The organism is Thalassolituus sp. ST750PaO-4 (assembly GCF_020320405.1).
Taxonomy (GTDB): domain Bacteria; phylum Pseudomonadota; class Gammaproteobacteria; order Pseudomonadales; family Oceanobacteraceae; genus Venatoribacter; species Venatoribacter alkanivorans.
On sequence record NZ_JABVCB010000013.1, the window covers coordinates 539,998 to 565,851 of the forward strand.

Consider the following 25,854-nt stretch of genomic DNA (forward strand, 5'->3'; position numbering starts at 1 on the left):
TCTTAACCGAGCGTGGTATCCAAAATCATCATTAAGGCAAAACCGGTCATTAATCCCAGTGTGGCGACGGTCTGGTGGCCGTTGCGGTGTGTTTCCGGAATCACTTCATGGGACACCACAAACAACATAGCACCAGCGGCCAGTCCAAGTCCGATCGGATAAGCGAGTAATAACCCGCCGCCCAGGCTTACGCCCAATAATGCTCCGACCGGTTCCAGCAAACCGCTGCCCGCGGCAACCAATACCGCAAACAGTGGGCTGAAGCCGGCGGCGCGCAGTGTGAGCGCAACCGCCAGACCTTCGGGAATATCCTGCAGGGCGATGGCCGTCGCCAGTGGCAGACCCACGGTTAAATCGCCCTGGGCAAAGCTGACACCTACGGCCATGCCTTCCGGCAGATTGTGCAGAGCAATGGCGAACACAAATAACCAGGCTCTGCCGCAACGTTCATGGCCCGGGCCGCAGGGGCCGGTTTTGTCGTGCTCATGCGGGGTAAATTCATCCAGCCCGAGCATCAGCGCCACGCCCATAAACATGCCGAACACCACAATGAGTCCGCCCTGTGTGGCGCTATGCAATAACTCCGTACCGGCTTCAATGCCGGGTAACAGCAGCGAAAAAGCCGAAGCGGCGAGCATCATTCCGGCGGCAAAGCCGAGCATGGCATCTTCCGCAGCCTGCGGGATTCTTTTCAGCATTAGGGCGGGTAAAGCGCCCAGCGCGGTGGCGATAAAGCCGGCGCTGCCACCCAGCAAGGCATAACGGCCGAACAGGCTGCTGTCGGTGGTCAGTACCTGAATCAGACTCTGCACCAGCAACACGCTGACCAGTGCCAGTGCCGCCGCCAGCGCTGCGGCGATATAAGGGTGCTCAATCGCATGCTGGCGGAAGATCGCCAGCCATTGGTTGTTGGAGCGTTGGCCGATGTCCATGAAAACCTCACTGAGCCGGAATCTGCTGTTTGAATCCCCCATTGTAGAGTGGCTGTTCATAGAAGCTATTTTATTAAAATGATACGTTCATAAGTTTTTAGCTATGAATCAGAGCGGCTGGCGCTGCACAGGTTGCTGCTGGCCACAAAGGCAGCGTCGGGCCACCGCTCTGATGTTGCTGCACCTGGCTCAGGGTCACGTTGCTCAGTTCCGGCAGCCATTGCCGCAGGTGCGTGAGGTGCGGGTCATACCGTTCCAGCTGTTTGTTGAGGTTAAAACAGCGCCCGCCGCGCGGGTCCTGACCGCAACCGGCGATATAGGCCCAGTTGCCCCAGTTACTGGCGACATCAGCATCGATCAGGTGTTGCTCAAAGAAGCGTGCGCCAAGGCGCCAGTCGAGTTTCAGTTCATGGATAAAAAAGCTCGCCAGCCACTGGCGCATACGGTTGGAGCTGAAGCCGGTGTGGATCAGCTCACGCAGGCCGGCATCAATCACCGGATAGCCGGTGCGCGCTTCACACCAGGCCTGCCAGCGTGTGTCAGCGAACGGCTGAGGTGCGGGGTTACGGAACAGCGCAGATCCTTTGAGGCGCAGCGTCCAGTGAAAATACTCGCGCCACAGCAGTTCTTTTTTCAGCCAGCTACTGTGTTCGCTTGCGCCATGCAGACTCTCCCAGCGCACAATATCGGCCCATACCTTACGCACCGATAATGCACCCCAGGCCAGCCAGGGGCTGAGCTGGCTGGCAAAGCGGCTGCCGGCGTAAGGGTTGTCAGCCTGACTGAGCGGCGCCGTGCAGAGCTGGTTGCGTGTATCACGGTAGTGACGAATGGCATTTTCCCGCCCCAGATAGGCTGCAAGATGGCGTAATCCGGCGTCTTCGCCTCCATGAAAGGTCGTTGCCGGAACGCGCCCGGCCCAAGACGGCACCTGATGCAGCTGATGATCCGGCCACTGTACGGCGGCTTTGAGCGGTGCTTCGAGGGGATTGGCACTGAGCATGGTGGGCGGCAGCGGCGCGGCTATAGCGCCGGGTAAGCCGTGCTTATCGAGCCAGCGGCTGAAGGCGCTGTAGCTGTCGGGCCAGTTTTCTGAGCTGAGCAATTCCGCCAGCTGTTGCTGGCTGAACAGCGTCTGGGTTTCGTAGGTGCTGACCGGTGCAAAAGCGGCAATGGCATTCAGCCAGTGTTCTTCTTCCGGCGCCTGGGCGACGCTGGTGTGCAGGTGAAACGGCTGTTGGGCATACCAGTCACGCAGCAGGCTGACCGGGTCACCGCCGAGCAGGCTGAGGCGGATATTCTGCTGATACAGGCTGCGCTGCACATCAATCAGACAGGCGCGCAGGAAGCGGGCCCTGGCCAGTCCCAGCCGGGTCAGGCCCGGATATTCTGCCGTCGGCTGCTGCCAGTGTTGCGGCAGAATAAACACCACCGCCATACCCGGGCATTCGCCCTGAGCGGCCAGATGCTGAAAAACAGGATGGTCGTGCAGGCGCAGATCGTTGCGCAGCCACACCAGATTGATGGGGCGGGACGTCATCAGAATTCATCCTCCACGGACGCGGCGGCGCATATATTGGCCGGTGTTTTTTGTGCCCTGTGTTTGCAACCTTTGCTGCAGTACTTCACGTCGTCCCAGCTGCGCGCCCATTTACGCCGCCAGCAGAACGGCCGGCCACAGAGGGCACAGGTTTTGACCGACAGGTTATGGGGGTTACGGAAGCCACTCAGCAGGCCCATGGTTACAGAGTCTCCAGATGGATCAGACAGTGCTCCGCCCGGGCCAGAATCGCCTGTTGTTTGGCCGCAGCCATGCGGTCGTAACTGCGGTACATCATGGCCATGCGTGGATTGGCGGCGAATTGCCCGCGGTGGCGGATTAAAAAGTGCCAGTACAGGCTGTTGAACGGACAACTGTCGGGCTGTTCGGCGGTTTTCACGTTGTAGCGGCAGTGGCCGCAGTAGTCTGACTGGCGGGCAATGTAACTGCCGGAGGCGCAGTAGGGTTTGCTGCCCAAGAGACCACCGTCGGCGTGCATCATCATGCCCAGCGTATTGGGTAATTCCACCCAGTCGTAGGCGTCGGCGTACACGGCCAGATACCAGTCGCAAATCTCCTGCGGGCGGATTCCGGCCAGCAGGGCGAAATTGCCCGTCACCATTAAGCGCTGAATATGGTGCGCGTAGGCGTTAGCGAAGGTGGTGCGGAAGCACTCACTCATGCAGTGCATCTGCGTTTTTCCAGTCCAGTAAAACCAGGGCAGTGCACGCTCGTTGTGCTGGCTGTTACGCCCGGCGTACTCCGGCATAAAGGCCCAGTAAATACCGCGCACGTATTCGCGCCAGCCGATGATCTGGCGGATAAAGCCTTCCACCGCCGCCAGCGGCGCCTGACCATGGTAATAAGCGGCTTCGGCAGCTTTGCACACTTCCAGCGGGGTCAGCAGGCCGCAGTTGAGGTAGGGCGACAGCAGGCTGTGAAACATAAAATCAGCGCGTTCGCCCAGGCTGTTGTGGCTGACCATAGCGTCCTGATAACGGCCGAAGTGCGCCAGGCGGTGCTGAATAAAGTGCTGCAGAGCAGTGAGTGCCTGCTTCCTCGTAGTCGCCCAGCGGAAGGGCTGAAGCTTGCCGGGGTGGCGGTTGTCTGGCCCGGCGAAGCGGGTGCTTACCAGCGCCAGCACCTCGGCATCAATGGCATCGCGGCTAAAGCTGAGCGGCGCCGGTACCGGTACTTCGCCCTTATAAGCTGCGCGGTTATCGGCATCGAAATTCCATTGCCCGCCGACGGGCTTGTCACCGTCCATCAGCAGACCGGTTTTGCGCCGCATATCGCGGTAAAAGTATTCCATACGCAGCTGTTTGCGGCCGGCAGCCCAGTGCGCGAAGTCGGCGGGCGGGCAGATAAAACGGTCGTCTTCAAATACGCTTACCGGGACGCCAAGGGTTGCTGACCACTGATTATCCATCGCTGTTTGCAGGCGATATTCCCCGCAGCGGGTCAGCATCAGGCCACTGCATTGCTGTTCCTGCAGGGTTCGGCGAACGACATCGAGCAGGCTGTGGTCATTATCCGGTGCATCCAGCGGACGGTAGATTACGGTCCAGCCGGCACGGCGCAGCTCCTCGGCAAAATGGCGCATAGCCGAGAACAGCAGGGCAATTTTCTGCACATGGTGGGCAACGTAGGTGGCTTCTTCAGCGACCTCGGCCATTAACAGCACGTCCCGCTGCGGATTCAGTGCGCGCAGACTGGCCAGTGATGAGCTCAGTTGATCGGCGAGGATAAGACCCAGATATTTCATTAGTTATACAAAAATCTGTTTATGTACAATTAGTGTATAGCTTTTTATGTGTATTGCCAGTGGAGACTCATCCGCTGCAGGTTATTTTTTGTTGGCCATCAGGGGCGCTGCAGCGGCTCAGCTATGCTTATCGGGCAGCGGCATATCGGGGGTTTATATGCTCAACACACGTATTCAGCATGGCGAATTTGTACTCAGTACCAACGGTAATATTCTGGTTGCCCGTTTGTCCGGCAGCTGGAATGAAGAAGCGGCCAGAGCCTTTGACCGTCACTTCCGCGAACATGCCGCCGGGCTGGCCTCTGCGCCCTGGGGACATATGGTTTTACTCGATGAGTGGCAGTTAGGCGTGCCGGAAATGGGGCCGGTGATTGAGGCGCTGGTGCACTGGTGTATTGATAATGGTCTGCGGCGCGCAGCTCATGTGTACCAGCCATCGCTACTGAAAAAACTGCAGCTTGAGGATTTGGTCACCGGCTCTGAGCAAGGTTTTCAGCGCCGGGCGTTCAGCAGTGTTGATGTGGCTCTGGCCTGGCTGAAAGAAGAAGGGTTTGAACTGAATGATGAACTGGACCCACTGCTAGGAGCCGACAGCCATCAGGGCAGATCATAACTCTGGCGGATAGCACGGATCACTTCCGGGTTCTCACGCATAAAGCGGTCGAAGCGTTCAATCAAGCGGGGATGACGGATACTGGAAAGGTGGTAAGCATAACGGTAGGGGGCAATGTCTTTCAGCATGGTCAGTTGCAGCGGCTGTGTGCGTCTGGCAGCCGCTTCCTGTGCTACCCGGACGTTGAAGTAGATACCGTCGATGCGACCGGATTCTAGCATTTTCAGCAGCTGCTCCATCCCCGTGACTTCGGTCAGGGCGATATCTCCGCGACTCAGGGCAGAGCTGATGCCCGGTGTGGTAAATCCCATAATGGTGCCGACATTGCGCACCGGTCCCTGGTGATCGTTGAGTATCATTACGGCTTCACTGACCTGGAATACCGGCTGACTGTAGTGAATGGTGAGGCCGGCTTTCAGGTTTTCTGACCACTGCGGATTATCGGGAAATTTGAAGTCGAGCTGGTTATGAGTGAACTGCAGAAACAGGCGTGGCACCGGTAACGGGTGATAGTCGGCTAACAGGTGCGCATCGGCGAGAAAAGCATCCAGCAGATCACGCGCCATGCCGCTGTAGCGCTCATCCTGCATATGGTAATAGGGAGCGTAGTCGGTGGTTTCTACGCCGATCAGCAGGGTGTCCGGTGCTGCATTTGCCGATACCGGCGCGAACGCCTGATTGCCTGCCAGCGGTTCTGCGGCAGCGGTCAGTGTCAGGCAGCTCAGTATGAGCAGGCACAGATGCAAAACAGTATTCATATATTGGTTATTTGTTAGCCAATGTATCAGAAGATTAGCAGAAATATGTGTCCGGACTCATAACTGAGCATGACTTTAATCCGTCAATCGCCACCGTCTGTACTTACGGACTTTCCTCGCCCTGTGTGGCCTTCTATGATGCTGGCCTTTTTCCTGCCGGATACCCTTGCATGAGCCTGATGCCCGACCCGACTTCACAACGCCACTGGCACCTGTTCTGCCGGGTGATCGATAACTTTGGCGATATTGGCGTGTGCTGGCGTCTGGCGCGGCAACTGCACCAGCAACATGGTCAGCAGGTAACGCTCTGGGTGGATGACCTGAGCAGTTTCCGCGCGTTATGCCCGGTGCTGGATTGCTCTCTGGCAGAGCAGCAACAGCAGGGGGTTGTGATCCGGCACTGGGCTGAAGATTTTCCACTGCTCAGCCCGCAGCAGACCGGTGATGTGGTGATTGAAGCCTTTGCCTGTGAGTTGCCGCAAAGCTATATCGCAGCCATGCAGCAGCGTGAGCGCACGGCCTGCTGGATTAATCTGGAATACCTGAGCGCCGAAGACTGGGTTCCCGGTTTTCACCTCAGTCAGTCGCCGGTGCACGGGCTGAGCAAAACCTTCTTCTTTCCCGGTTTTGTTCAGGGGACCGGCGGCCTGTTGTGCGAACCGGAACTGGCACTATTGCCACACCAGATGGCCGAAGGTGCGGCACGTCAGGCTTTTCTGAGCAGCTTTGGTTTGGCTCCGGCTCTGGCAGATTGTGCGCTGCAGATCAGCCTGTTTGCCTACGAAAATCCGGCCCTGGCCGGTTTGCTGGATGCGCTGCAGGCCTGGCCGCAGACAGTACACCTGCTGGTTCCGGCAGGACGGGTATCGGCGGGGCTGGATGACTGGCTGGGTGAAACGACGCAGGCCGGGCACACCTATCAGCGCGGCAGACTGAGTATTTCGCTGCTGCCATTTATGTCACAGCCACAATACGACCAGCTGCTGGCCATGTGTGATCTGAATCTTGTGCGCGGAGAGGAATCCTTTGTCCGTGCGCAGATGCTGGGCAAGCCTATGTTGTGGCATATCTACCGCCAGGAAGAGGATGCGCATCTGGATAAACTGGAGGCTTTTCTTGGCCTGTATTGTGACCGCAATAACCTGTCAGACCGCATGCTGGCGGAGCATCTGGTGGGGGCATTCCGGCACTGGAATCAGGCACCGGATAGTGCGCTGGCAGCAGGCGCTGAGGCGCATGAACACTGGCACGGGCTGCTGCAACAGCTGCCAGCATGGCAGACCCATGCTGTTGCCTGGCAACAGCAGCTACAGGCGCTTGGCGACCTTGCATCAAATCTCGTGCATTACGCCACGGATCGGGTATAGTGCAGCGCATTTTTAACGACTGATATCCGGTAATTCTCTATGAAAACTGCTAACGAATTTCGTGCCGGTCAGGTACTGAGCCTGAACGGTCAGGCATGGGTTGTCCTGAAAGCTGAATTCAACAAATCCGGCCGTAACGCCGCTGTTGTAAAAATGAAACTGAAGAACCTGCTGACCGGTGCGTCGCAGGAGCCGGTTTTCAAGGCTGATGACAAGCTGGAACCCATCATTCTGGAACGCAGCCAGGTAACCTACTCTTACTTCGCAGATCCGCTGTACGTGTTTATGGATGAAGAGTACAACCAGATCGAAGTGGAAAAAGAAAACCTGGGTGACACCCTGAACTTCATGACCGACGGTATGACCGACGTATGTGAAGCGGTTTTCTACGAAGGCAAAGCCATCAGCATCGAGCTGCCTACCACCATCGTCCGTACTGTGTCTTACACCGAGCCTGCGGTTCGTGGTGATACCTCCGGTAAAGTGATGAAAATGGCCACTCTGGAAAACGGTTATGAACTGCAGGTTGCTGCGTTCGTTGAAATCGGTGATGCCATCGAAATCGATACCCGTACCGGTGAATTCAAAGGCCGTGCAAAAAACTGATTGGTTTTTGCGTGCATAAAAAAAGCTGCTCCGGCAGCTTTTTTTATGTCTGTCTGAAAAGGACGGGTGTTGTTTTTCAGCTCATATAATAGGTGCGGATCGTCAGTTTTCCGAAGGCATGGTCACACATTTTTTCGTGTACCCGCATATCGGCCGGCAGATTATGGTAGGCCGCTTCGGTCAGCAGAATTTCCCATGCAGCGGCGGTGTCTTCTCCCAGCTTGCTGGCTTCATTAACCGGGTCACCGAAAATTTCGCGGTCGTGAAAATTAAGCAGCTCACCAAAGGCAATACCTGCGGCAATTTCAATATCGTGATGCTGCGGAAATTGCTGATTATCCTGCTTCAGACGCTGACGGATTTCGCGCAATGCATTCAGGGCAGAAGCGCTGTCGGCAAATAATACAAAGGCATCGTCGGCCACGTATTTAATCAGCGTGCCGTTAAACTGTGCGGTAACGGCTTCAACGATATCCTGCATACGCTGAATTAATGTCAGGTAATAAACAATGCCTTTTTCTTTGGTGATGGCCGAGAAGCGGCTCATATCGGTAATTAATACCGCCGCGGTTGTACCATAGGCCTGCCATACCGCCTGAGCTGATTCCGTGCAACCATGGCTTAAGTGATGTTGCTGCAGTAATTCTGCCAGCGGTGAGTGATCATTGACCCGCATCGTGAGTTCCTGATTTTTAGTCCCTTGCCAGATGTTAATCCGTCATGTTATTGCCGGATTCCGTGAGCGATAACAGCGCGTATGTTATTACATCAGGAAGAGTCTGTCCCCGGCGTTCTTTTTACCGAAAGGGTATGTGATGTGACTTTACGGGAGCGGATTTCTGTTCAATAACCGATGATCGGCATTGGCGGGCATTAGTGTACGCAGGTGAGCCTGCGTACATTAATGCCGGATTTTCAGCTCAGACGAAAGCTTTGAATCATGGTTTTTAATTTGTCGGCGATATCCGCCAGCTCCGACGATTTACTGCCGGTCGATTGGGCGGCTTCGCGGGTATAGACCGCAATTTCTTTGGCTTCCTGCAGGTGTTGGTTAATACCACTGATAACGGTGCTTTGTTCTTCACTGGCGGCAGCAATTTCAGAGTTCAGATCGTTAACGGTGTTCAGGCTGCCGAATAATCCCAGAATCTGTTCGTTGGCTTTGGCAAAGGATACGGCCATGGATGCGCTGGCCTCGGTGCTGTTGGTCATGGCCTCAATTGAACGACTGGCGCTTTGTTTCAGGTTTTCAATCAGTCCCTGGATTTCTCCGGTACTGCTCTGGGTTTTGCTGGCCAGGTTGCGCACTTCGTCGGCAACCACGGCAAACCCACGGCCCTGTTCTCCGGCCCGTGCCGCTTCGATGGCCGCATTAAGCGCCAGTAAATTAGTTTGTTCGGCGATGCCACGGATGGTCTGCAGGATGCCGTAAATACCGTCGACCTGAGCACTCAAGTTGCCTACGTCGCGATAATGCCGGTCAGATCATTAAACTGGCCATTCAGGGCGCGGATATCGTTGCTCAGGATTTTACCATCACGATCAACGTCGGAAACCTGATTGTGCGCTTCCTGCACATTCCGGGCGATGTCGCTGGAAGCCGTGATCAGTTCATTGGTGGCGGAGGTAACATTCACCATAATGCAGCTCAGATTTGCTGCGTGGGTTAAATTACCGTCGGCATTTTTCTTCAGCACCGAAGTGCTGTTATTCAGTCCGTCGGATACCTCATTAATCCCTTTACTGTGGGTTCAATGCGATTCATAAAATGGTTCAGGCCATTTCCCAGCGCGCTGAGTTCGTTCATATCCCGTGCCTGCAGGTGATAGGAGAGCGGGGTAGCGGGGTAGCGGGATCGGCGATGCGGATAACACCTTCAGCCAGATTATTCAGACCGGCGGTAATGCGTTTAACGCTGGTCAGCGCAACGAAAACCAGTACCGGAATCGCGATTTCGGCTTTTTCATAAAAAAATGTCTCAAATTCGCGGCTGATCAGCGTGCGCAAAGCGTATTCATCCGGTACCGCTGGCATAGCGACGATCTGGCAGCTGAGGCTGTCGACCAGGTTATCGCGTTGGGCAAGCATGTCGATGACCGCTTTCGTGATGGTCACAAACAGCGTCGGCTGGGCCGGAAGGGCAGAAGCAATGATCCGTTTTCGTTGGGCGCTCATACCAGCTGTCCGTTTGACAGGTAGTAAAACTGATAATCCTGGTAGCAACTTCCGTAGATGCCCGGTTTACGGATAAACCGCGCTGCGGGCTTGCCACATTGGCAGCTTTGGTCCTGAGTGGGACCGGAAACAATTGACCATTACACTAGTTGCACCCCTAAAAAGTCGATGGCGTTGATGTATGATCTTGCGCGCTTTCATCGACTTCATTTTAGGTCGTAATTGGAATATGTAACTTCGGATATATCGTATTTTCTGTAAAAATCGATGCTATTTGTTAAACCCTAATTGGTTAGATATATACTCTACGCGATCTGAAACCTTACCTTTCACAACCGTGTAAGCAATGTTACGCCGGTTAAGTTCTTTCTCGTACCACTCCTGTTGACGTTGGCGGAACGCCGGATCCTGCCGCGTACCATCCTGAACAAAGTCAAAATCTGCGGCACACAGAAACACGTGGTCATAGTGTCGGGTGGCTAGCACTTCTAACGCTGGATCTACGCGGTCAAACAAAACCTGGGAATAGAGAGCTGTGGTGAGTGGGCTGGTATCGCATACGAGCCATTTATTGGCTTTTTGTGCGAGAGCCTGTTCACGAGCGACCTGAGTTTGTCCGATATGGAGCATATCTTCGAATATAAGTGTGCCGTTGCGCTCATCCCAGCACTCCCGACCATATTCTGGTGCCCATTGTGTCTCTAACTCCGAAGCCAGTGCTTCTGCCAACGTCGTCTTACCCGTGGACTCGCCACCAAGCAGAAGAATTCGTTCTACAAAATCGGCGTAGACTTCAGGTGCCATAAAGTGCCTCAAACTGTGCGGGCCAGCGCGTAGCTGTGTTCCGGATACGGGAATCTTTTGTCGATAGCGATCGACACTTCGGTGTACCGTCTCTGGAGCTTGAGGGTCTGTTTGGCGAAAGTACTTCGTGAGTTCGGCTGCAAACCCATCTCCGTAATCTTCACTGGTGAATACTGCGTCTATGTGAGTATTAAACAGGTGCTGACATAGCCAGCCGCAGAAGTAGCGGTGGTCGTTGTCAGGGGCATCGTTGTCAGGGATATCCGGCGGGTTGTCTATACCCTGGCTAGTGGCGGCGCGTTTTAATTCGCTTTGATCCAGAACCAATATTGGCAGTTTTGGGAAGCGTTGGCGCAGCCAGGATTCGCGACGGGAGCGATTGCATTCCGGCAGCTCGGGTTCACTGTACGAAATCAGATAAAGATTTTCACATTCCGCCTGAGCCTGAGTGATCAGAAATTCGTGACCTAAGTGCAAAGGACTGAATTTTCCGACCACCAGACCGTTGATAAAGCGTTGCTGGTTAAGCTGGGGCATTGGCTGATGTCGTTGCGTCTATATCTTTTGTGAGCAGTGAGCGCCAGTAGAAGAATGCGATGATGGCATTCACCCAATAGCAAGCGTACAGGAAAGACGTGAGATACAGCTCGCGACTAGCGAAAAGGGGCACTGCAATGGTGTTGACCAGAAGCCAGAACCACCAGGCTTCGAGGCGGCGCTGCATCAGTAACCATTGTGCAATAACGCTGAATGTCAGGACAAGTGAATCTAGAAGTGGTGCATAGGCATCAGTGAAACGGTGGAGTATTAGTGCGTATAACGAGGCGACAAGCAGACCAAGCGGTGCAATTAGTGCAACATGGCGCAGACCTGCACGGGTGACTGGCCTTGCCTGACCATTATTTCCGCGTCGCCAATGCATCCAGCCATAAGCACTGGTGGCAACAAAAAATATCTGCAGCGTTACATCGGCATAAAGCTGAGCCTGAAAGAACAGTAGTCCAAACAATACACAACCAATAATGCCGGTCCACCATGTGTGTACGCTGTTACGCCCAGCCAGCAGAATAGAAATGGTGGTTATCAGATTGCAGGCGATTTCCAGCGCACTCATTGCAGTGTTCCTTCTTTAAGGTTGCTTGTGTATTGCATAATTTTGTCTTCGCTCCCAATGGACTTTACCGAAATCGGCTGGTTTCCAAAGACAGACGCTAAAGCGTCAAGGCTGGCGGTTGAGTAATGCATAGAGACCGGTGCTAGGGATAAACAAAGTGAGCCGTCCGCGTCCTGATGCAATCCGAACTGAGCCAATGGCAGTGATTTTAATGCGTGAGTGATGTCGATATTGTTGACCCAATCTCCGCTTTGCGTAAGGAATCTCACCGGACTACGTCCGCTAAGACCTGTAAGCAAAGGGCCTTCTGGCGAGTAGGCGAGTGAAGCGTAATCGCCAGTACGATAACGCAGTAGTGGCAGGCAGAAGTTAAATCCACCGGTCAGTGTAATTTCGCCGCGTTGACCCGGGGGGACGGGTTTACCTTCAGTATCCAGAGTTTCGATATACAATTCCGGCTGGAGTAAGAGATGTCCATTGAGATTTGCATCAAATACTGCGACTGGACCAGATTCATTCAGCGAATAAATGTCGAGCACGGGGGCGCTGAAATGGGATTCAAATTCATTCTTCAGGCCTTGTGATAACATCATTCCAACGGAAATGAGCGCCTTCGGACGGGTACTTAATGGCAAAGTTTTCAGCGCGCTCAGGGACAATGGATCACCCGTATATATTTCAGCGTTCAGTGCATCAAGATAGGCTTCACGGTCAGAAGGGCTAGTCCAGTCGTCTGGGTGCAGATTGATCTTTGCCAGGCCTGACTCGCCCAATTGTGGAGTGACAGAAATATACGTGAAGCAACGACGTTGATGACCGACCAGAACAACCCCTACTTGTTCAGGTCCTTCGCTTAGTTCAATTCCGAACCGGCGGAGTGCCCGGCGATGAAAGCACAGATATGTCGCAGCGATACGGGGATGTGAAGGTAACAATAATGGATTGCCACTGGTGCCTGTGGTCTGAAAATTGATCATGCGATCGAGTGGGGCGCTGTCAGGCACAAAGGCGGTAATGTCGCGACTGAAATCCGCTCGGGTCACTGGAGTTATGTCGGTAAATTGGGGCACTTGTCCCTGCGACCGGTAAAATGGGACGTCGTGATACACGTTATCAACAAATGTATTCAGCCATTGTGGAAGTTGACGATCATTCCAGTCGACGCTGCTGTTATTCAGTTTTCGCTCGTAGTCAGCCAGCAGGTTCAGGTCGTCGGAGGTCAGCTTATTGCCGCTACTATTGCGGTAGATTGGTGCCTGCGGATGTTCGCGAAGAAATTTGAGCATCCGGGCGCCGTCTTCGCTCAGAGTAGGATAACGTTCCGGGTCGAAATACGAATTCATTCCCGTGTCCACTTGTCGGCAGATTCTGCAGCCGCCTGCTTTGCGAGAGCTTCACGGATAGCCCGTGCGCGGGCTTCTGCTTCGCGACTTTCCTGCAGCAGACGATTGCGCTCAGTCGTGCTCAGGGCACTGAGACGATCTGTCGCTTGTGTAATACTTTCGCCAGCGGGGCGGTAGTCGAGACGCGCCAGAAGGAAACGCGCAAATTCTTCACGGCGATCACTGTCATTAATGTATTTGGTTGCCGTACAGACATCGGCGAGTTGCTGTATCGCCTTATCGAGCAGGGACAGCAGTGCATCGGCATCATGTAATGTGCTCTTAAACCACTCATCGTTCAGTACCCAGATGGCCAATGCTACCAACCTCAGTCGGTTGTGATCCTTTTCTGAATGACTGCCAATGAATCTCTGCAGTTGTTCAACAGTGGCCTGATGGCCGACCTGGCGGAGAATATCGTGCACCAGCGCGGCAACTGCGAGGTCGCCACGGCCATGCACCTTCGGATCATCCAGAAAATCTGCTGGTGTGGCAGATATCCGGCGCAACAGGTGTTGCAGATCTGGTCCAATGTTATTCACGCTGAAATCCTTGTCATTGAGTTCACCGGGATTATTCCGCGTTAAATTTGGCTGATGGGAGAGTAACTGAGCGCTGACCATAGTGCCGGTGGGAGAATTCACGGGCAAATTCGAGCAATTGAGCAAGATCTGTCACGGCATAAATCTCCCAACCTTGCTGATCCCGTGCCTTGCGCAGGTCGTTTGCGTAGGTGGCGTTCTGTGTTGTCCATTCGCGATACAGGTTCAGAGCCATGGTGCCGCCGGCACGGCCCTTTTCCAGAGCCATTGCCGCGATATCCCAACCGCTGTTGCCCCGCTCATCCTGATCAAACATGGTGGTGATACCGTCATCGGATATGTGCAGGATATGACAGTCGCGATCCTGGACATCACGCTGGGCAAAGGTGTCGCGCAGTTTGTGAATCGGAAACGCCGTAGCCCCTCCGAAATGGCCGGTTAATATACTCAGAATGCTGTCTTCGTCACGAACGAATCCTAGGGTGGAGATACACTGGTGTGTGCCGCTCCATAACGTGGCTTGCACGCGCGCTCCGCTGCGTAGAGCTGACAGGCAGATAACGGCTCCCGCGAGAGCCATATAAGAAATACGTTGCTGCGGGTTTGGCATAGAGCCTGAGCTGTCGACATAGATATCCAGATCCACTGGGCGTGTCGCAGGTTCTGCACCCGCCACCATGCCATACCGGCGTTTTAATGTGGTGATTCCTGGTACTGGCTGTGGTGAATAGCTGAGGCTCTGTAGCCAGTCGATTTCGTCCAGAGCGTCACCCATCTCCCATACATCGAGTCCTTCCATCTGTGGCTCCAGAGTCTGTGGTGCCGCACGTTTAGGAAATGGGATCAGATAGGGTAAAGCGGCTTCGCGGTAGTAGCGGACAGCCAGTTCATGGTCTGTGAGCTTCAGGCCTGCTGCACGCAGAATTTCGCCATATTCGAACGGTTCCCGGCGTTGTCCCCGGCCGGGAATTATCTGTTCATCCCGTGGAGTGTCTGATGCTGCTTGTTCATCGGGTTCAGTGCCTGTGATCAGAGGGTCTTCCGACGGGTGCAACTGCGACACCTTTTCATCATCGTCAAAATCAATCAGACCCGTGGGTTCGCAGTCCTGACCTGCTGATTGAGTATCCATGAGTTGTTGAAGAGCTTTTTCCTGCGCTTCTTTTTCCTGCTCTGCCGCATGTAGATAGGGCAGCAGTAACGCGGAAAATCGCGCTCCACCGGTCAACCAGTCATTGGCGTACACCCGCACCAGACGCGCTCCCAGCCACGCATGAGTATTGAACAGACTGTTTTCGACCATTACGCCGAGCGCACCGCGATCAAGTTGCCATAAAATTTCGTAAATCCGCAGGTAGAGGGCCCATACACCTGGCCTCCGGATAGGATCGTCATGATCGACCAGGCGTTGATAGATGGCGTGCATACGCAGCCCGCTTTGTCGTTGCAGGCGATCGTTGATCAGCAGGTCGGTATAGAGGTTCGCCACCATTGGCGCGTGTTGCTCAAGTGTTGGCAGGCCCTGGCGGATTCGTGCCAGCAATCGATAGTGATTACTGGCGTTGGCCGGAGCTAATACATGGTGGCCGATTTCGTGGGCCAGAACCTCTACTGCATAATCTTCCAGTTTCAGCCTTTCTATGCCTTCGAGGTCGACGACCACACTCTGATCGGATAGCCGGATCATGGCGAAACTGCTGGTTAATCCTTCTTTGGCTGCAGTTACGGACGATTGACAGAGGTTAGGATCAGACAAGCGCGTGAATTGACTCCAGACGGCCAGAGCCTGCGGCCATGCTGATTGCCAACGTTCCAACAGTGAAAGGGGCTTTGCAGATCCAGTCATAATAAGGGCACGATACTGATGGAAAAACTGTAGGGCGAAGTCAGTGCAGCAGTGTATGCATTCCAGGCCAGTTGTAACCCATCGGCAGGTAGCGGAATGACAATCGAAGAATTCGCATAGATCAGAGTATTGGCACTTAGCTTGGGTGATCTGCCTTCCCTTGCCGCATGTCCGGCACTGACAAATTCAGCTAGGGTCGCCGGTAGCAATACAGCACCAAAGCCATCGGCGATCAGCTGGAAACAACGGTCGCTGCTTTTGACGATAAAGCCATCGTTGGTTGCACGTACTTCGGGTGGCTCTGCAAACTGTCCTCCAAGCCCGGTGAACGCGCCTACCTCAAGAGCCTTGTCTGAGCGCGCTATCAGCCAGGGATTCTGTTCTGCAAGTCGCAGTTGTTCCTGCACGTCACGCTCTGGCGCCAAATCAAGCAGCGTGCAACCGATATGTGGAAGACGTGCTGCCGCTTGTAATGCAGGCAAGCGGAAGTGAGCTGCACCAGCGCGCCAGGCCGCGAGCACTCCGAGTTGCAGCAGATCATCGGGAGCGGTAAGGCTACTACCGTATTTTTTGAGTAGTTCCAGCCATTGATTAGGGCGGGCAGCGGGCAGAGCTTCGAGATTGAGCAGTGCATTGCACAAGGCGCTGATCAATCTCGAAGGGCGGTCAGCCATAGCCGGTGTCAGGGTTGGTAGGGTGTCTTGCCATAACGCTGTAAGTAACTTCCCCCGTGGGTGAGCGCCTGTCAGTTCGCGGCCCACGAGATCCAGCGCAATGTCGAACGCCGAGCTGGCAAAAGCACCGCGGTTTGCCGCGTCGATACTGACGATCACCGGATCGACGCACTCTTGCAGAAACAGGCTGAATACATCGGTATTAAAACCGCGGTAGCGGTGGCGAGCTTCGGCGACCCGGGCATTAAACTGCGGCCTGCCAGCACGCAGCAGTTCAGCAAATTCGGTAGAAATACTCATCGTTGCAACTGCAGCCAATGCAGATAATTGGTGTAACGCTGGTGCAGATATTTCAGTTTGAGTAAGTCATCGTAGATATGGCCATAGAGCTTCCGGCCTTTACACCATTCTCCGACCAGTCGCTCGATTCTGCCTATTCTTGTCCGGACCTCACTTTCAGTGAGCCCATCTAACCCCGCAGAAAACTCAAGATCAAGTTGTTGCACCGGATCATCGTGATCCAGGCCCAGACGTTCAAATTCTGCATTGGAGAGATCAAACAGATGGCGTAGCCAGCTTATGCTGTCTGAACGGAAGGCAGCATTTTGAGGTAACGCGAAAAACGGTGCATCCAGGTCGGGCGTCAATTTGTCGTTCAAAACGAACGGCAGAATCTGACGCAGATCTTCGAGCTCGACAGAGGTGTTGCCGCGGAAATAGGCCAGCGACTTAGCGTAAATAATAAGCGTCATCAGATTGCGCACCGACAGGCCATTCAGGGTCTGGCAGCCGAGGTCTTTGAGACGGTCACGACCGTTATCGGCCGCGACCAGTTGTGCCCAATCGATGGCCGCTAATCGGGCAGTGTCTTTGGTCATGTACTCGAACTGAGCACCGGCGGCTTCTGACAATTCAAACTGACTGGAGAAAAACTCCAGACGGCGGCGCAGCGGTGGCGGCAGTTCGATCTTAAGAATATCCGCGTTCATCTGATCAATTTCGGCTTCAGTGAACACAATGTCTTTCGGAACCACTTCTTCTGGTCGCAATCCTTCTTCTATTCGCACCAGTAGTTCGCCAAGAAAGCGTGGATTGAACGCCAGTGCCTGTACTATCACATCAATACGGTCGCGCAGTGCCTCAATTACCTGATAGGTGCCGCCACCCTGATCGTCATTTGCGGTTAGATACCAGGCGGAATCCGGGCATTCGAAAACATGGTTCAGCACTTCGGCGTAGTTGTCGCCCATGACCGTTAGCAGTGCGCTCTGAGTGCGGGTTGGGATGCGGTTATATTCGTCGATGATCTTGACCCGCATGCCCAGCCAGTTGCGCCAGGCGATACGGATGTCTTCCATACGCTGGGCACCGACGAGATCCGCGGGTAGAGGATTTCCCAGCAGATCCGCGATCGTCATTTGTGGATGGCCGTGCTGCATGGCCCTGCGTACTTCTTTTACCGGGTATCCGGCGAGTACGCCCATGAGAATGGCACTGGCTGTTTTACCGCGCCCCGGACCGCCGACAAACAAACACTTACGCCGGGTAGCGAAGGTAAGCAGAGGGAGTAACACGTAACTTGAATAGCTCTGTGCTGACGGCAGTGTAAGGCGTCTTTTGCTGTCACCGACAATGAAACTCTGTGGTGGAGTGAGGTTATATTCAATGTCGTAGTGCGGACTGATGATCGCACTGTTCACAATCCAGAAATACGCCTGACGCAGCTTCTCATCCAGAGCGATGGCAGCTGGTGCCGGATCAAACTCGGATTGCAAAGGGCCCTGATAGAGATCCGCCACATCAAACTGCTTCGGTTGGGTGACTCGTTGCGGATTGGTGGGGGCAGCAGAAACGCGTTGGAAAATTTTGAAAGGCATCAACTATCCCTTTTGCGGTACTGTATTCGCATTTTCTTTTAAACAAGGATGATGCGTCAGCTCGCTTAGATTCGCAATTGGGCCGGAGAGTTATTGGGGCTGCATCGAGATATTTAAATTAAAAATTATCATCAAGTTTGACTCGTCAGGTTCTATTCATTTGCTAGATTTCATAAATATAATCAAGAAAATAAAAAGCCCCTGATGCGAGTTCTATGGGGGATTGCACTCGGTATATCAATGTACCTCGCCCTTCGGGCTGCTTCGCAGTGCAAAACGGCTGTCCAGCCTTTTTTGGAACCCAACTGTGGCAGGTGCAGAATCCCCGCTTCAGCAAGTAAAAAAGGCCCGGCGCTTTCGCGTCGGGCCTTCTCTATTTGTATGGTGGAGATGGCGGGATTTGAACCCGTTGCAATGGGGTATAACGAGGTTTTAAGGGGCGGAAATATAGATTTCATGGGCTTTTCCACCCCGTTAACACCCTGTGGTACCTCACTTATGTAGTCACATCGTAGTCAGTATTTGTCTCTAAAGTCAGCGGCGGCTTTTTCTGCTAAGGGAATCATTACATTTAAATGATCTCTTTGGAGCTCATGCCCATTTGGTTCTAATATTGCCATTAGCATGTATGCATTTTCATCATAATAACCCTTGGTATATACAAGGATTCTATCTCTTTCAGCATCACCGATACGGTTAGTTCTCCTGTCTTGAGAGATTCCTCGGTTAAAAGGCCTGTCAGACGGTGCTAAATGGATGTGCCACAAATTATCTTTAACTACTTGAGGGGTGTCGGGGTGATCATAGGCAGCATCCCTGCCAAAGTTGTCAGGCAGACCATTACCGCTTTTATAGCTTTTGAAGCTAAGCGCGAGGTTTCTTATATTGGGGATGTCTTTAATGTGCTCGTGGTACGTTACCCGGACTACAATCTCGGCCATTCGTCAGCTTGTTCCTTCCTTTGATTCTGAGAATGGTCTTCGATTTATACCCAGTCTGGGCAGTAGTCTTCTGGAAGACGAACAGTGTTCTGGATTGCAGCCAGCGAAACCTCAACAGCTCTAGCCATTTCTGCTGCTTTTGGGCCTGCAAGTAAAGGGGCTTCAGGGGAACGCTTCTTAACTTGTAAACGCTTTACAAGGCTCCCACAAGCCAGCGAACGTGATATTTGCACGTTTTGATAGCTGTCAACTGCGAGTAAAGCACTCATTTTAGATTCCTGTTGGGGTGTAGGCTTAAGTTTAAGCCTACACGGTGTACAAACTTTAGTCAATTACGCTGTAAGTTAGTAAGTTCGTACATTGGTAACTTTATAAGCGTAGATTACCTAACTTAGAAGGAGGATTCCACACAAGTTACTCCGATGTTCGGAGCTAACTTTCTAGGGGCACAAACCATTAGTTATACATGGGGCGCTACCGCCCCCATCCCCCCGGTAGGCGCTCAATCGCCGCGGGGCTGGTCAGTCAGGGCGAGTATCTCATCTGGCGGCGTTAAGGGCTCAGAACTACCGATGTTCCTTTCAGTTCGGTATGGCAAGCCGGGATCATCATAACTTGTGAACATCGGAGGCATTGTTCGAGCCGGTGGTCTGATTATCGTTGGGTCAGGGCAGGGGCAGCCGCCCCAGTGGTTCAACAGGAGTTCGATCTTGTGCTTGGGTGAAATGCCCTGAAGATGTGAATTCATGGATTTGCAGCAGGCAGCCAGATTGTTGAAGCCTTCGGCTCCGATTGTTGAACTTGGAATGATGTGCTCAATGGAAGCATCTTTCCTCGGCAGTGGTTTACGACAATAGAAGCAAAGACCGCCCTGGCGATGCAGTAAGGTTTCGACTTGCATGTATTATCTCCTTCGGTGGGCGTATGTTTTATTCTGGCGGGTATAAATTAATGAGTTTCGCTTGCGAAACTGAGGGCTGATTGCCCTATAGCGTGTCAGACGTGCGCAAGCGCCCGTCGGCCCCGCTATCAGGGCAGTAGAGCTAACAAATCTCTGTCTCTGACCCGATAGTTGAAGTCTGCTATGTAAAAGACAATATCCACTCCCTGACGTCTGTAACCGTCAAAGTCTTGGAGTGTGAAGTATTGGCCTGATGTTGGATCTTCAAGGAAGACAGTCAGTTGGCCGCCGCTTCGTTGAAAGCCGCGATACTGAAGTTCGCCATCATTGGTCACGGAGGGTTGTTTACCTGGTAGGGGATCTGTGACCACTTCGGTGTGTGTCGGAGTATGGGACTGTTTCGCTTTGCTTAAATCAATTTTATCGTTCATAGAAAGCCATAAGCTGTAGATGCAATACAAAACGAAAAGAGCCGAACCCACTCCTATACTAATGTATTTCCAAGGAAGGCGAAGTTTATGAGTGTGAACGGTTGCAGATTTGTAGAACTGAAAAAGCTTTTTATCAAATGGCTTTTTCTTCTTTGCTGCATCCGATGAGGAGTGAGAGGGTTCAGGGTTTTCGTTGCAGGTATTCCATTCTAAAACGGTGCGACGCTTCATACCGAATGCACGGTACATGTGTTGATGCAACTCAACCAGTTTACGAATATTGCGATCAATCAGTCCAGGGTGCTGTGTAATCAGAATAATATCTAGCCCCTGATGGCGATGGGTCTCAAAGCGACTGATGTAGTCAGGTACCGCCGATCCATTGGGACGTGGGCGAAACCAACGCTGACATTCGTCGATAACAATCAGAGATCCATCAGGGAGGTCATACCAGTGTTCAACATCTTCGAGTTCAAAGCAACGAAGAGCATCGGTATCAAGTCCGCTGATATTCGAGTAAGCGGGCCTGATATTCTCAGATAATGAGTTTTCATAGAGTAATTCGACGGCGAGTAAAGACTTACCTGAGCCTGGTATTCCTGTAATTAAATGAATCATGATCAGAGCCTCATCTGACGCAGCGACATCATCGTAATTCGGGCCGTGTACCCCGATACAATCAGATTGATAGCGAGATCGACGTCAGCTAACCCCAATAATGCAGCAACATCCCCAGGTAAGCCGGTGAACATGTCATGCACCAGCATAACGACCTGGGACAGGATGTAATCCAGCCCCTGAAACGTAACGAAGGATATGCCCAGGGCAAGTAAGATCCTTGCGACTACGTGGCCGGCAACGAGAGCTGTGAAATGGAGAAACAGACTACTCATTACGAATACCTCCGAAAATAATTGCAATAAAGCTCAATACAGCGCCAAAACGAATGAAGGGTGAGGCGTAGTCCGTCAGTAATGAGCAGAGCGTTCCATACTCGAATGTGAAGGTTTTATCACCAATGGTGAGAAGATCTTTATCGGCAGGGCAGGTCTTCGGCAACCAGCCAACACCGAAATCAAAGTATTCAGATAGATCTACGGTTTTTTCTTCGACGTAATCCATACCAATCATTGGCTCAGTTGGTTCAGGGTCAGGATCCTGTGGCTCATTTCCGAAGTCGGTATCAGAAGCTGTTTCAGTAATGCTAATCGGGTCAAAAACATCACCATATACACCTGGTGAAATTTGCAAATGGGAGGGGTTCGCGAGAGCGGCAGCTGCAACATCTTCATCGGATACGGGTTGTTCCTGTGCTTCTTGTTCTGGTTGCGTGTCATACCAGTTTTGATAATAGGTTTTCAGTTCAGCCAGAGAATCGGAGTAGACCATCCCGTATAGACGAACCACTCCATTGGGTAAATCTTCATTCCAGGGCAAGCCAGGATACTGAGGCTGTGGCTGGAATGTGTAGAGCACATACTTTCCTGCCCAGTTCGGCCCGGAGGCACAGGGAATTGGACCAAGTGCGGTAGAAACACCACCGTTGACATCTTCAACTGGCTTTTCTAAGCATTCCTGATAGGAACCAGAGGATCCAGGGAGAACAATGCGGCCATCGCTTGTAAGTGTGTAGCCGTAATAAATTAAAGCGGAAGTTAATGCAGCAGAGGCGGCACATGAAACGGGATTCTTGACGCAGGTCGTGACATAAGTTCTTAGTTTTCCGGGATTAAAGTTAGCTGTTTTGAATACCCGGATCGGATTGCCAAACCGGTCACGAGCATCTATGACAACGTTTGCAGTTTTATTGCTACTACTGATGCTGGTTACACCTGCTAAACGCGCTGTGTTGCCATCAGTTGTGGGTATTGTGTTGGTATTTGGAAAGCTAACTACCTCTGCGAATGTAGTTATCGAAATAAAATATAGAACGCAACAAGCATAGTGCCGATGTATAGAAACCATTCCATTTACCGCCCTCGAAAATGGGGCGAATGATCGCCCCTTCTGATTTAAGATTTTCCCCAGAAAGCTGAGGCGAGAAATATCAGCCGATTGCGCGACGAATCCACTTGAAGGCTGCAATGCCAACGACTACGCCGAGAATTGCCAGACCAACTGTTTGCACATCGCCTACAGATGCAGAGATGGTGTTAGTTACAGAGGTCAGATCCAGTGCAGATGCAGTATTTTCTTCCATTTTTGGTTCTCCAATGAGAGTTAGATTGCTTTTTTAATTTGCACAATTATCCAGGCAGAAGCCCAGAGAAGACCCACCGCTTGAACGAATTCAATGGCTTGTGCAGGGTCAACTTCAGGAAACACGTTATGAGGCCTTTGAAGCCGCGCGAGGCGTTTCAGCAGGCTTTAAACGCAGCTCGAACGGATTGAGTTCGAGGTTTTTAAAGCGGCCTACCTGAAAGGTGCTGACATCGAGTGTGTATTCACCAATAGGTTTGGCATCCGCAGGGTTGCGGAGTGGGATTTCAATCTGTTGAGGAAAAGCACCGCCCAGGTGAGCGTAAGCCTCCTGGAAGTAACGGATTCCGTTTTTGGTATTGCGGGATTGGGCCTGATGATGGCCGTCAATGATGCTGATGCTTAACATGGTTTTTACCTCATAGTGGTTGGCGTAGAGTTATTGAAACAAGTCCAAGGCAGCAGGCTGCGCCTGCTGCATGTAGACGCTGTGCAATGACACAGGAAGCTGATGATTCTGTTCCTGGATCTCTTCAAGAATGTCGGCAATACCGTCCATAATTTTCTGACGGGCTTTGATGACCTTCTCGTTCTCACGGATCTGCCAGAAGTGGGTACGGCTTAAGACCGTAATACCGTGAATCAGAATGCCCACAACACGCTCTTTGGCTTCATCGCCGTAACGGGTGTGGGTGACTTCGGTAATCTCACCAGTGGCAAAATCCAGCTTCTCAGACAGGGCATAAGTAGGCCGTGCCAGATACTCATTGCGTGGGATATTCGGGCCGCCCATTGCTTTTACGAATGCAGCCCAGTCACCAGCGTCAGCAGCTTGTCTAACTTGTTCGATGACACCTTCCTGCTCGCTCAGGCGTCTGAGTTCTCTCCATACCGTCACGCTTGGGCCTCCTATGGGCTGAAATTGGCGAATGCGGTTTGTTCTGGCCCATGCTTCGATTCGTTCAGCCGTTTCGTATGGGTTCTTACCGTTCCAGTCTTTGTCTTTTGCGGCCTGTTCATCGTTGTCGATTCCGTGGCCGTCGATGTTTTTACTGATGTACTTAATGATGTAGCCGGTTGCGGAGTACTCCCGCCCGGTTTCCGGATTGATACCGGATTTGATTTTTTCTACTTTCACGCGGTGTTGAGCTGCACCCTTTTCGTCAGGTGAATCTTTGAGTGCCCAGCGGTGGAAGATTGAAACCAGTTCCTCACTACGTTCTTTCTGAACGAACAGAAGGAAATGCCAATGAGGTGTGCCATCGTGGTGAGGTTCTGCAACGCGAAAGCCATAGGGACGAATACCCTCACGGTGGAATTTGGCCTGAATTTTTGCCCAGGTGGAGCACAGATATTCCTGAGCGTCGCGTGGTGTTGAACCGTCAAACTTCCCATTGGGAACGACCTTAATGACCTTGCCGGATTCGCCGGTTATTTTGGTCATACGATGGAAGCGAGAGGGTGCTGTAAATGTCACAAACAGAGCTTCATGCCCCATTTCTTTAGCGAGAACTTCGTATCCTTTACAACGAGTAATCAGCTCAAGTCGTCGAATAGCCGGATTTGAAACTCCTAAATCAGATAGCTCTGCCAACGTATACTCTTGACCACGCTCGTTAGTCGCTAATTGCGATTCTAAATATTGGCGATTAGCCAGCTTTTGGGTTTTATACTCTCTAAGAGAAATAGTTGAGCAATAAGGAGTCGCATGATCGTGTACCAGTTTTAAATCTCTGGATACTGACTCAACTGAAGATTTCTTCAAACGCATTAAATTACGCTTCCACCATTTCTCACAGCAAAGGCGATTCAGGCAAGAAGTAATGTTGTTCGAGTGATTGGATGGATCAGGGGGATTCAGTCGGTATGATATGGCAAGGTCGGAACACTTCTTAAATGCCACTTCTTCCGAAAACTTGGATGAGAAAGATAAGCAGACCACTGCGCGAGAACGTGAAAATTCGCGGACTTCGGCTTCATCCCATACAAAGTAAAAGTCTTCGACGTGGAGTGCATTGTGCAGGTTCAGCAAGCGTTGATTCGCTTCAACATAGGAAGAGGAATCCGCAGTTGTCTTATATTCCTTTTTTAGCGCATTCAGGAAGGGCAGGTGTGATGAAAAAATGCGCTCACGGAATTGCTGGCACTCTGCAGTACCATACTTTAAGAATTCGGCTCCTGAGTAATCAGAGCCAGGCTGACCGGGAATATGGCCAGACATCAATCTATGCGGTAACATTCTTCCGTCCTAGTTTTTAGCGAATCGGGACAAGCTGAGGGTGTTGGCGCACCCTTGGAGGTCTTACCAGTTGGCGCTGGTAAGGCCGCTCTTAACGTTCAAACTCTGCTTCAAGCGCTTCTTTAGTAATCAATGCAACATTGACCATTCTATGTTTGCCAATCTTCACGGTTGGCAAATGGCCGCGATCAACCATTCCGCATATTGTTTTTTCAGTAAGGCCTGTGAGCTGAGCAAAGAGTCGTTTGGTTACAATTGGACCGGTGCTCGCTAACGGGGTTGTATTGACAATGGTGTTTACTTCTTCCATGGGCCCTCTGTGTCTTGTCACTTATTACACTGGCTATTGTGTTGTGCTAGCCTACTCATAACAGGAATATAGCTACTGCAATTGCAGTAGTTGCAACTATCTAATGAGTGGTGGCTACGTGTCAAGCGCTTTGCACGAAAAAATACGGATGATCCGTGAGGTTGAAAGTCTGACCAGGGCTGAGTTTGCAGCTCAGATTGGAATTTCATCGAGAACGATTGAGGCGATAGAGAATAAGGGGAGTGTCCCAAGGGGAGATGTAATAGAGAAAGTTGCCGTAAAATGGCCAAGGTACGCTTATTGGCTGACTACCGGTGATATTGACCTCCCATTTCACATTTCACCTGATAAAGCTTCTGGCAGGGTTCTTCGTGTGTACGAGGATGTCAGCAATCTTCATCCGGGTACTACTGATTTGATGACAAGGCCAGAATGGTTTGGAAGGGTGCTATTTCTTCAGCGTAGCGATGAGAAAAATGATCTCTATGTTTTGATCGAAACGATTCAACCAGAGCTGATGGGCATCAAGCAGTGCATATTCATAAGGTCAGGACTTAACCTGTGCAGTGATGGAAGTGGAAAAAACCGATTAAGAGATCTTGCTTTGTATCTGGTCCAGAAAGGACGTGCAGACCTGATCAAGACCAGCGAATTAAGGATTTGTCTCTCTGACAAAATCAATAAGCTCTTTGAAACTAAGCAGATCGAAGAAGAAGCGCTTCAAGTGCCAGACCTGGCTAAAGCGGAGTGGTTGAAAAAACTGCATATCAACTTTGCTGCCTGGAGGATGGACGGTGAGAACTATGAGCCGAAGTATACCTGGCAGGACATGAAGTAG

At 52.2% G+C, this 25,854-nt stretch carries 30 protein-coding genes; 4 read left to right on the forward strand and 26 right to left on the reverse strand.

Annotated elements, in window-relative coordinates; genetic code table 11:
* Positions 1 to 2 precede the first annotated feature (2 nt).
* The 4 genes from HUF18_RS17915 to HUF18_RS17930 form a co-directional block, all read right to left on the reverse strand.
* Positions 3 to 932, reverse strand: a complete 930-nt coding sequence (locus HUF18_RS17915) for a ZIP family metal transporter (RefSeq protein WP_225693224.1) — start codon at positions 930 to 932, stop codon at positions 3 to 5.
* A 97-nt stretch (positions 933 to 1,029) separates the two neighbouring features.
* A complete protein-coding gene (locus HUF18_RS17920) occupies positions 1,030 to 2,472 on the reverse strand; it encodes an FAD-binding domain-containing protein (protein WP_225693226.1) in 1,443 nt (480 codons plus the stop codon).
* Positions 2,472 to 2,672: a DUF2256 domain-containing protein gene (locus tag HUF18_RS17925; RefSeq protein WP_225693228.1), complete on the reverse strand. Its 201-nt coding sequence runs from the start codon at positions 2,670 to 2,672 to the stop codon at positions 2,472 to 2,474. The genes HUF18_RS17920 and HUF18_RS17925 overlap by 1 nt, the downstream gene beginning before the upstream one ends.
* A 2-nt stretch (positions 2,673 to 2,674) precedes the next feature.
* Positions 2,675 to 4,237, reverse strand: coding sequence for a cryptochrome/photolyase family protein (locus HUF18_RS17930; RefSeq protein ID WP_225693229.1), 1,563 nt, complete (start codon positions 4,235 to 4,237; stop codon positions 2,675 to 2,677).
* A gap of 157 nt (positions 4,238 to 4,394) precedes the next feature.
* Here HUF18_RS17930 and HUF18_RS17935 point away from each other — a divergent pair, with 157 nt between their 5' ends.
* Positions 4,395 to 4,850, forward strand: a complete 456-nt coding sequence (locus HUF18_RS17935; protein ID WP_225693230.1) for a hypothetical protein — start codon at positions 4,395 to 4,397, stop codon at positions 4,848 to 4,850.
* On the opposite strand, the gene HUF18_RS17940 is transcribed toward HUF18_RS17935, so the two are convergent.
* Positions 4,835 to 5,608, reverse strand: a complete 774-nt coding sequence (locus tag HUF18_RS17940; protein WP_225693231.1) for a transporter substrate-binding domain-containing protein — start codon at positions 5,606 to 5,608, stop codon at positions 4,835 to 4,837. The two genes, HUF18_RS17935 and HUF18_RS17940, sit on opposite strands and share 16 nt — an antisense overlap.
* 170 nt (positions 5,609 to 5,778) lie before the next feature.
* Here HUF18_RS17940 and earP point away from each other — a divergent pair, with 170 nt between their 5' ends.
* Together earP and efp are read left to right on the forward strand one after the other, a co-directional pair.
* Positions 5,779 to 6,975 (forward strand): elongation factor P maturation arginine rhamnosyltransferase EarP, encoded by a 1,197-nt coding sequence (gene earP, locus HUF18_RS17945; protein WP_225693232.1) that lies wholly within the window; start codon positions 5,779 to 5,781, stop codon positions 6,973 to 6,975.
* 39 nt (positions 6,976 to 7,014) lie between these two features.
* On the forward strand, positions 7,015 to 7,581 hold the full coding sequence (gene efp, locus HUF18_RS17950) for an elongation factor P (protein WP_145466170.1): 567 nt from the start codon (positions 7,015 to 7,017) through the stop codon (positions 7,579 to 7,581).
* Between the two features lie 76 nt (positions 7,582 to 7,657).
* Here efp and HUF18_RS17955 read toward each other — a convergent pair whose 3' ends face one another.
* The 21 genes from HUF18_RS17955 to HUF18_RS18055 form a co-directional block, all read right to left on the reverse strand.
* A complete protein-coding gene (locus HUF18_RS17955) occupies positions 7,658 to 8,257 on the reverse strand; it encodes an adenylate/guanylate cyclase domain-containing protein (RefSeq protein ID WP_225693233.1) in 600 nt (199 codons plus the stop codon).
* A gap of 239 nt (positions 8,258 to 8,496) precedes the next feature.
* A complete protein-coding gene (locus tag HUF18_RS17960) occupies positions 8,497 to 9,036 on the reverse strand; it encodes a methyl-accepting chemotaxis protein (RefSeq protein WP_274704273.1) in 540 nt (179 codons plus the stop codon).
* A 5-nt stretch (positions 9,037 to 9,041) separates the two neighbouring features.
* Positions 9,042 to 9,278 (reverse strand): hypothetical protein, encoded by a 237-nt coding sequence (locus tag HUF18_RS17965; protein WP_225693234.1) that lies wholly within the window; start codon positions 9,276 to 9,278, stop codon positions 9,042 to 9,044.
* Positions 9,279 to 9,384: 106 nt separating this feature from the next.
* Entirely contained in the window at positions 9,385 to 9,756 is a 372-nt protein-coding gene (locus HUF18_RS17970; protein WP_225693236.1) for a hypothetical protein, read from the reverse strand.
* A gap of 270 nt (positions 9,757 to 10,026) precedes the next feature.
* Positions 10,027 to 11,097, reverse strand: coding sequence for an AAA family ATPase (locus HUF18_RS17975; protein WP_225693238.1), 1,071 nt, complete (start codon positions 11,095 to 11,097; stop codon positions 10,027 to 10,029).
* Positions 11,084 to 11,674 carry a nicotinamide riboside transporter PnuC gene (gene pnuC / locus HUF18_RS17980; protein WP_225693240.1) on the reverse strand — a complete coding sequence of 197 codons (591 nt, stop codon included), beginning with the start codon at positions 11,672 to 11,674 and terminating at the stop codon, positions 11,084 to 11,086. The genes HUF18_RS17975 and pnuC overlap by 14 nt, the downstream gene beginning before the upstream one ends.
* Positions 11,671 to 13,017 carry a hypothetical protein gene (locus tag HUF18_RS17985; protein ID WP_225693241.1) on the reverse strand — a complete coding sequence of 449 codons (1,347 nt, stop codon included), beginning with the start codon at positions 13,015 to 13,017 and terminating at the stop codon, positions 11,671 to 11,673. The genes pnuC and HUF18_RS17985 overlap by 4 nt, the downstream gene beginning before the upstream one ends.
* Positions 13,014 to 13,598 (reverse strand): hypothetical protein, encoded by a 585-nt coding sequence (locus tag HUF18_RS17990; RefSeq protein ID WP_145466159.1) that lies wholly within the window; start codon positions 13,596 to 13,598, stop codon positions 13,014 to 13,016. Before HUF18_RS17990 ends, HUF18_RS17985 begins: the two co-directional genes overlap by 4 nt.
* Before the next feature lie 31 nt (positions 13,599 to 13,629).
* Positions 13,630 to 15,285 carry a hypothetical protein gene (locus tag HUF18_RS17995; RefSeq protein ID WP_225693242.1) on the reverse strand — a complete coding sequence of 552 codons (1,656 nt, stop codon included), beginning with the start codon at positions 15,283 to 15,285 and terminating at the stop codon, positions 13,630 to 13,632.
* Positions 15,286 to 15,440: 155 nt separating this feature from the next.
* On the reverse strand, positions 15,441 to 16,418 hold the full coding sequence (locus tag HUF18_RS18000; RefSeq protein ID WP_225693243.1) for a hypothetical protein: 978 nt from the start codon (positions 16,416 to 16,418) through the stop codon (positions 15,441 to 15,443).
* Positions 16,415 to 17,995, reverse strand: coding sequence for an AAA family ATPase (locus HUF18_RS18005; RefSeq protein WP_225693244.1), 1,581 nt, complete (start codon positions 17,993 to 17,995; stop codon positions 16,415 to 16,417). Before HUF18_RS18005 ends, HUF18_RS18000 begins: the two co-directional genes overlap by 4 nt.
* Before the next feature lie 515 nt (positions 17,996 to 18,510).
* Complete coding sequence (locus HUF18_RS18010; protein WP_225693245.1) at positions 18,511 to 18,936, reverse strand: type II toxin-antitoxin system YafO family toxin; 426 nt, start codon at positions 18,934 to 18,936, stop codon at positions 18,511 to 18,513.
* 44 nt (positions 18,937 to 18,980) lie between these two features.
* On the reverse strand, positions 18,981 to 19,205 hold the full coding sequence (locus HUF18_RS18015) for a hypothetical protein (RefSeq protein ID WP_225693246.1): 225 nt from the start codon (positions 19,203 to 19,205) through the stop codon (positions 18,981 to 18,983).
* Between the two features lie 233 nt (positions 19,206 to 19,438).
* Complete coding sequence (locus HUF18_RS18020; RefSeq protein ID WP_225693247.1) at positions 19,439 to 19,837, reverse strand: HNH endonuclease; 399 nt, start codon at positions 19,835 to 19,837, stop codon at positions 19,439 to 19,441.
* Positions 19,838 to 19,965: 128 nt separating this feature from the next.
* Positions 19,966 to 20,886, reverse strand: a complete 921-nt coding sequence (locus HUF18_RS18025; RefSeq protein WP_225693248.1) for a zonular occludens toxin domain-containing protein — start codon at positions 20,884 to 20,886, stop codon at positions 19,966 to 19,968.
* Positions 20,887 to 20,888: 2 nt separating this feature from the next.
* On the reverse strand, positions 20,889 to 21,161 hold the full coding sequence (locus HUF18_RS18030; protein ID WP_225693250.1) for a DUF2523 domain-containing protein: 273 nt from the start codon (positions 21,159 to 21,161) through the stop codon (positions 20,889 to 20,891).
* A complete protein-coding gene (locus HUF18_RS18035) occupies positions 21,154 to 22,233 on the reverse strand; it encodes a hypothetical protein (protein WP_225693252.1) in 1,080 nt (359 codons plus the stop codon). Before HUF18_RS18035 ends, HUF18_RS18030 begins: the two co-directional genes overlap by 8 nt.
* 82 nt (positions 22,234 to 22,315) lie before the next feature.
* Positions 22,316 to 22,468 carry a major capsid protein gene (locus HUF18_RS18040; protein ID WP_225693254.1) on the reverse strand — a complete coding sequence of 51 codons (153 nt, stop codon included), beginning with the start codon at positions 22,466 to 22,468 and terminating at the stop codon, positions 22,316 to 22,318.
* A 126-nt stretch (positions 22,469 to 22,594) separates the two neighbouring features.
* Positions 22,595 to 22,876, reverse strand: coding sequence for a G5P family DNA-binding protein (locus HUF18_RS18045; protein WP_225693256.1), 282 nt, complete (start codon positions 22,874 to 22,876; stop codon positions 22,595 to 22,597).
* 30 nt (positions 22,877 to 22,906) lie between these two features.
* Positions 22,907 to 24,688 carry a replication endonuclease gene (locus HUF18_RS18050; RefSeq protein WP_225693257.1) on the reverse strand — a complete coding sequence of 594 codons (1,782 nt, stop codon included), beginning with the start codon at positions 24,686 to 24,688 and terminating at the stop codon, positions 22,907 to 22,909.
* Between the two features lie 109 nt (positions 24,689 to 24,797).
* Positions 24,798 to 25,016, reverse strand: a complete 219-nt coding sequence (locus HUF18_RS18055) for a helix-turn-helix domain-containing protein (RefSeq protein ID WP_225693258.1) — start codon at positions 25,014 to 25,016, stop codon at positions 24,798 to 24,800.
* 148 nt (positions 25,017 to 25,164) lie between these two features.
* Here HUF18_RS18055 and HUF18_RS18060 point away from each other — a divergent pair, with 148 nt between their 5' ends.
* A complete protein-coding gene (locus HUF18_RS18060; protein WP_225693259.1) occupies positions 25,165 to 25,854 on the forward strand; it encodes a helix-turn-helix domain-containing protein in 690 nt (229 codons plus the stop codon).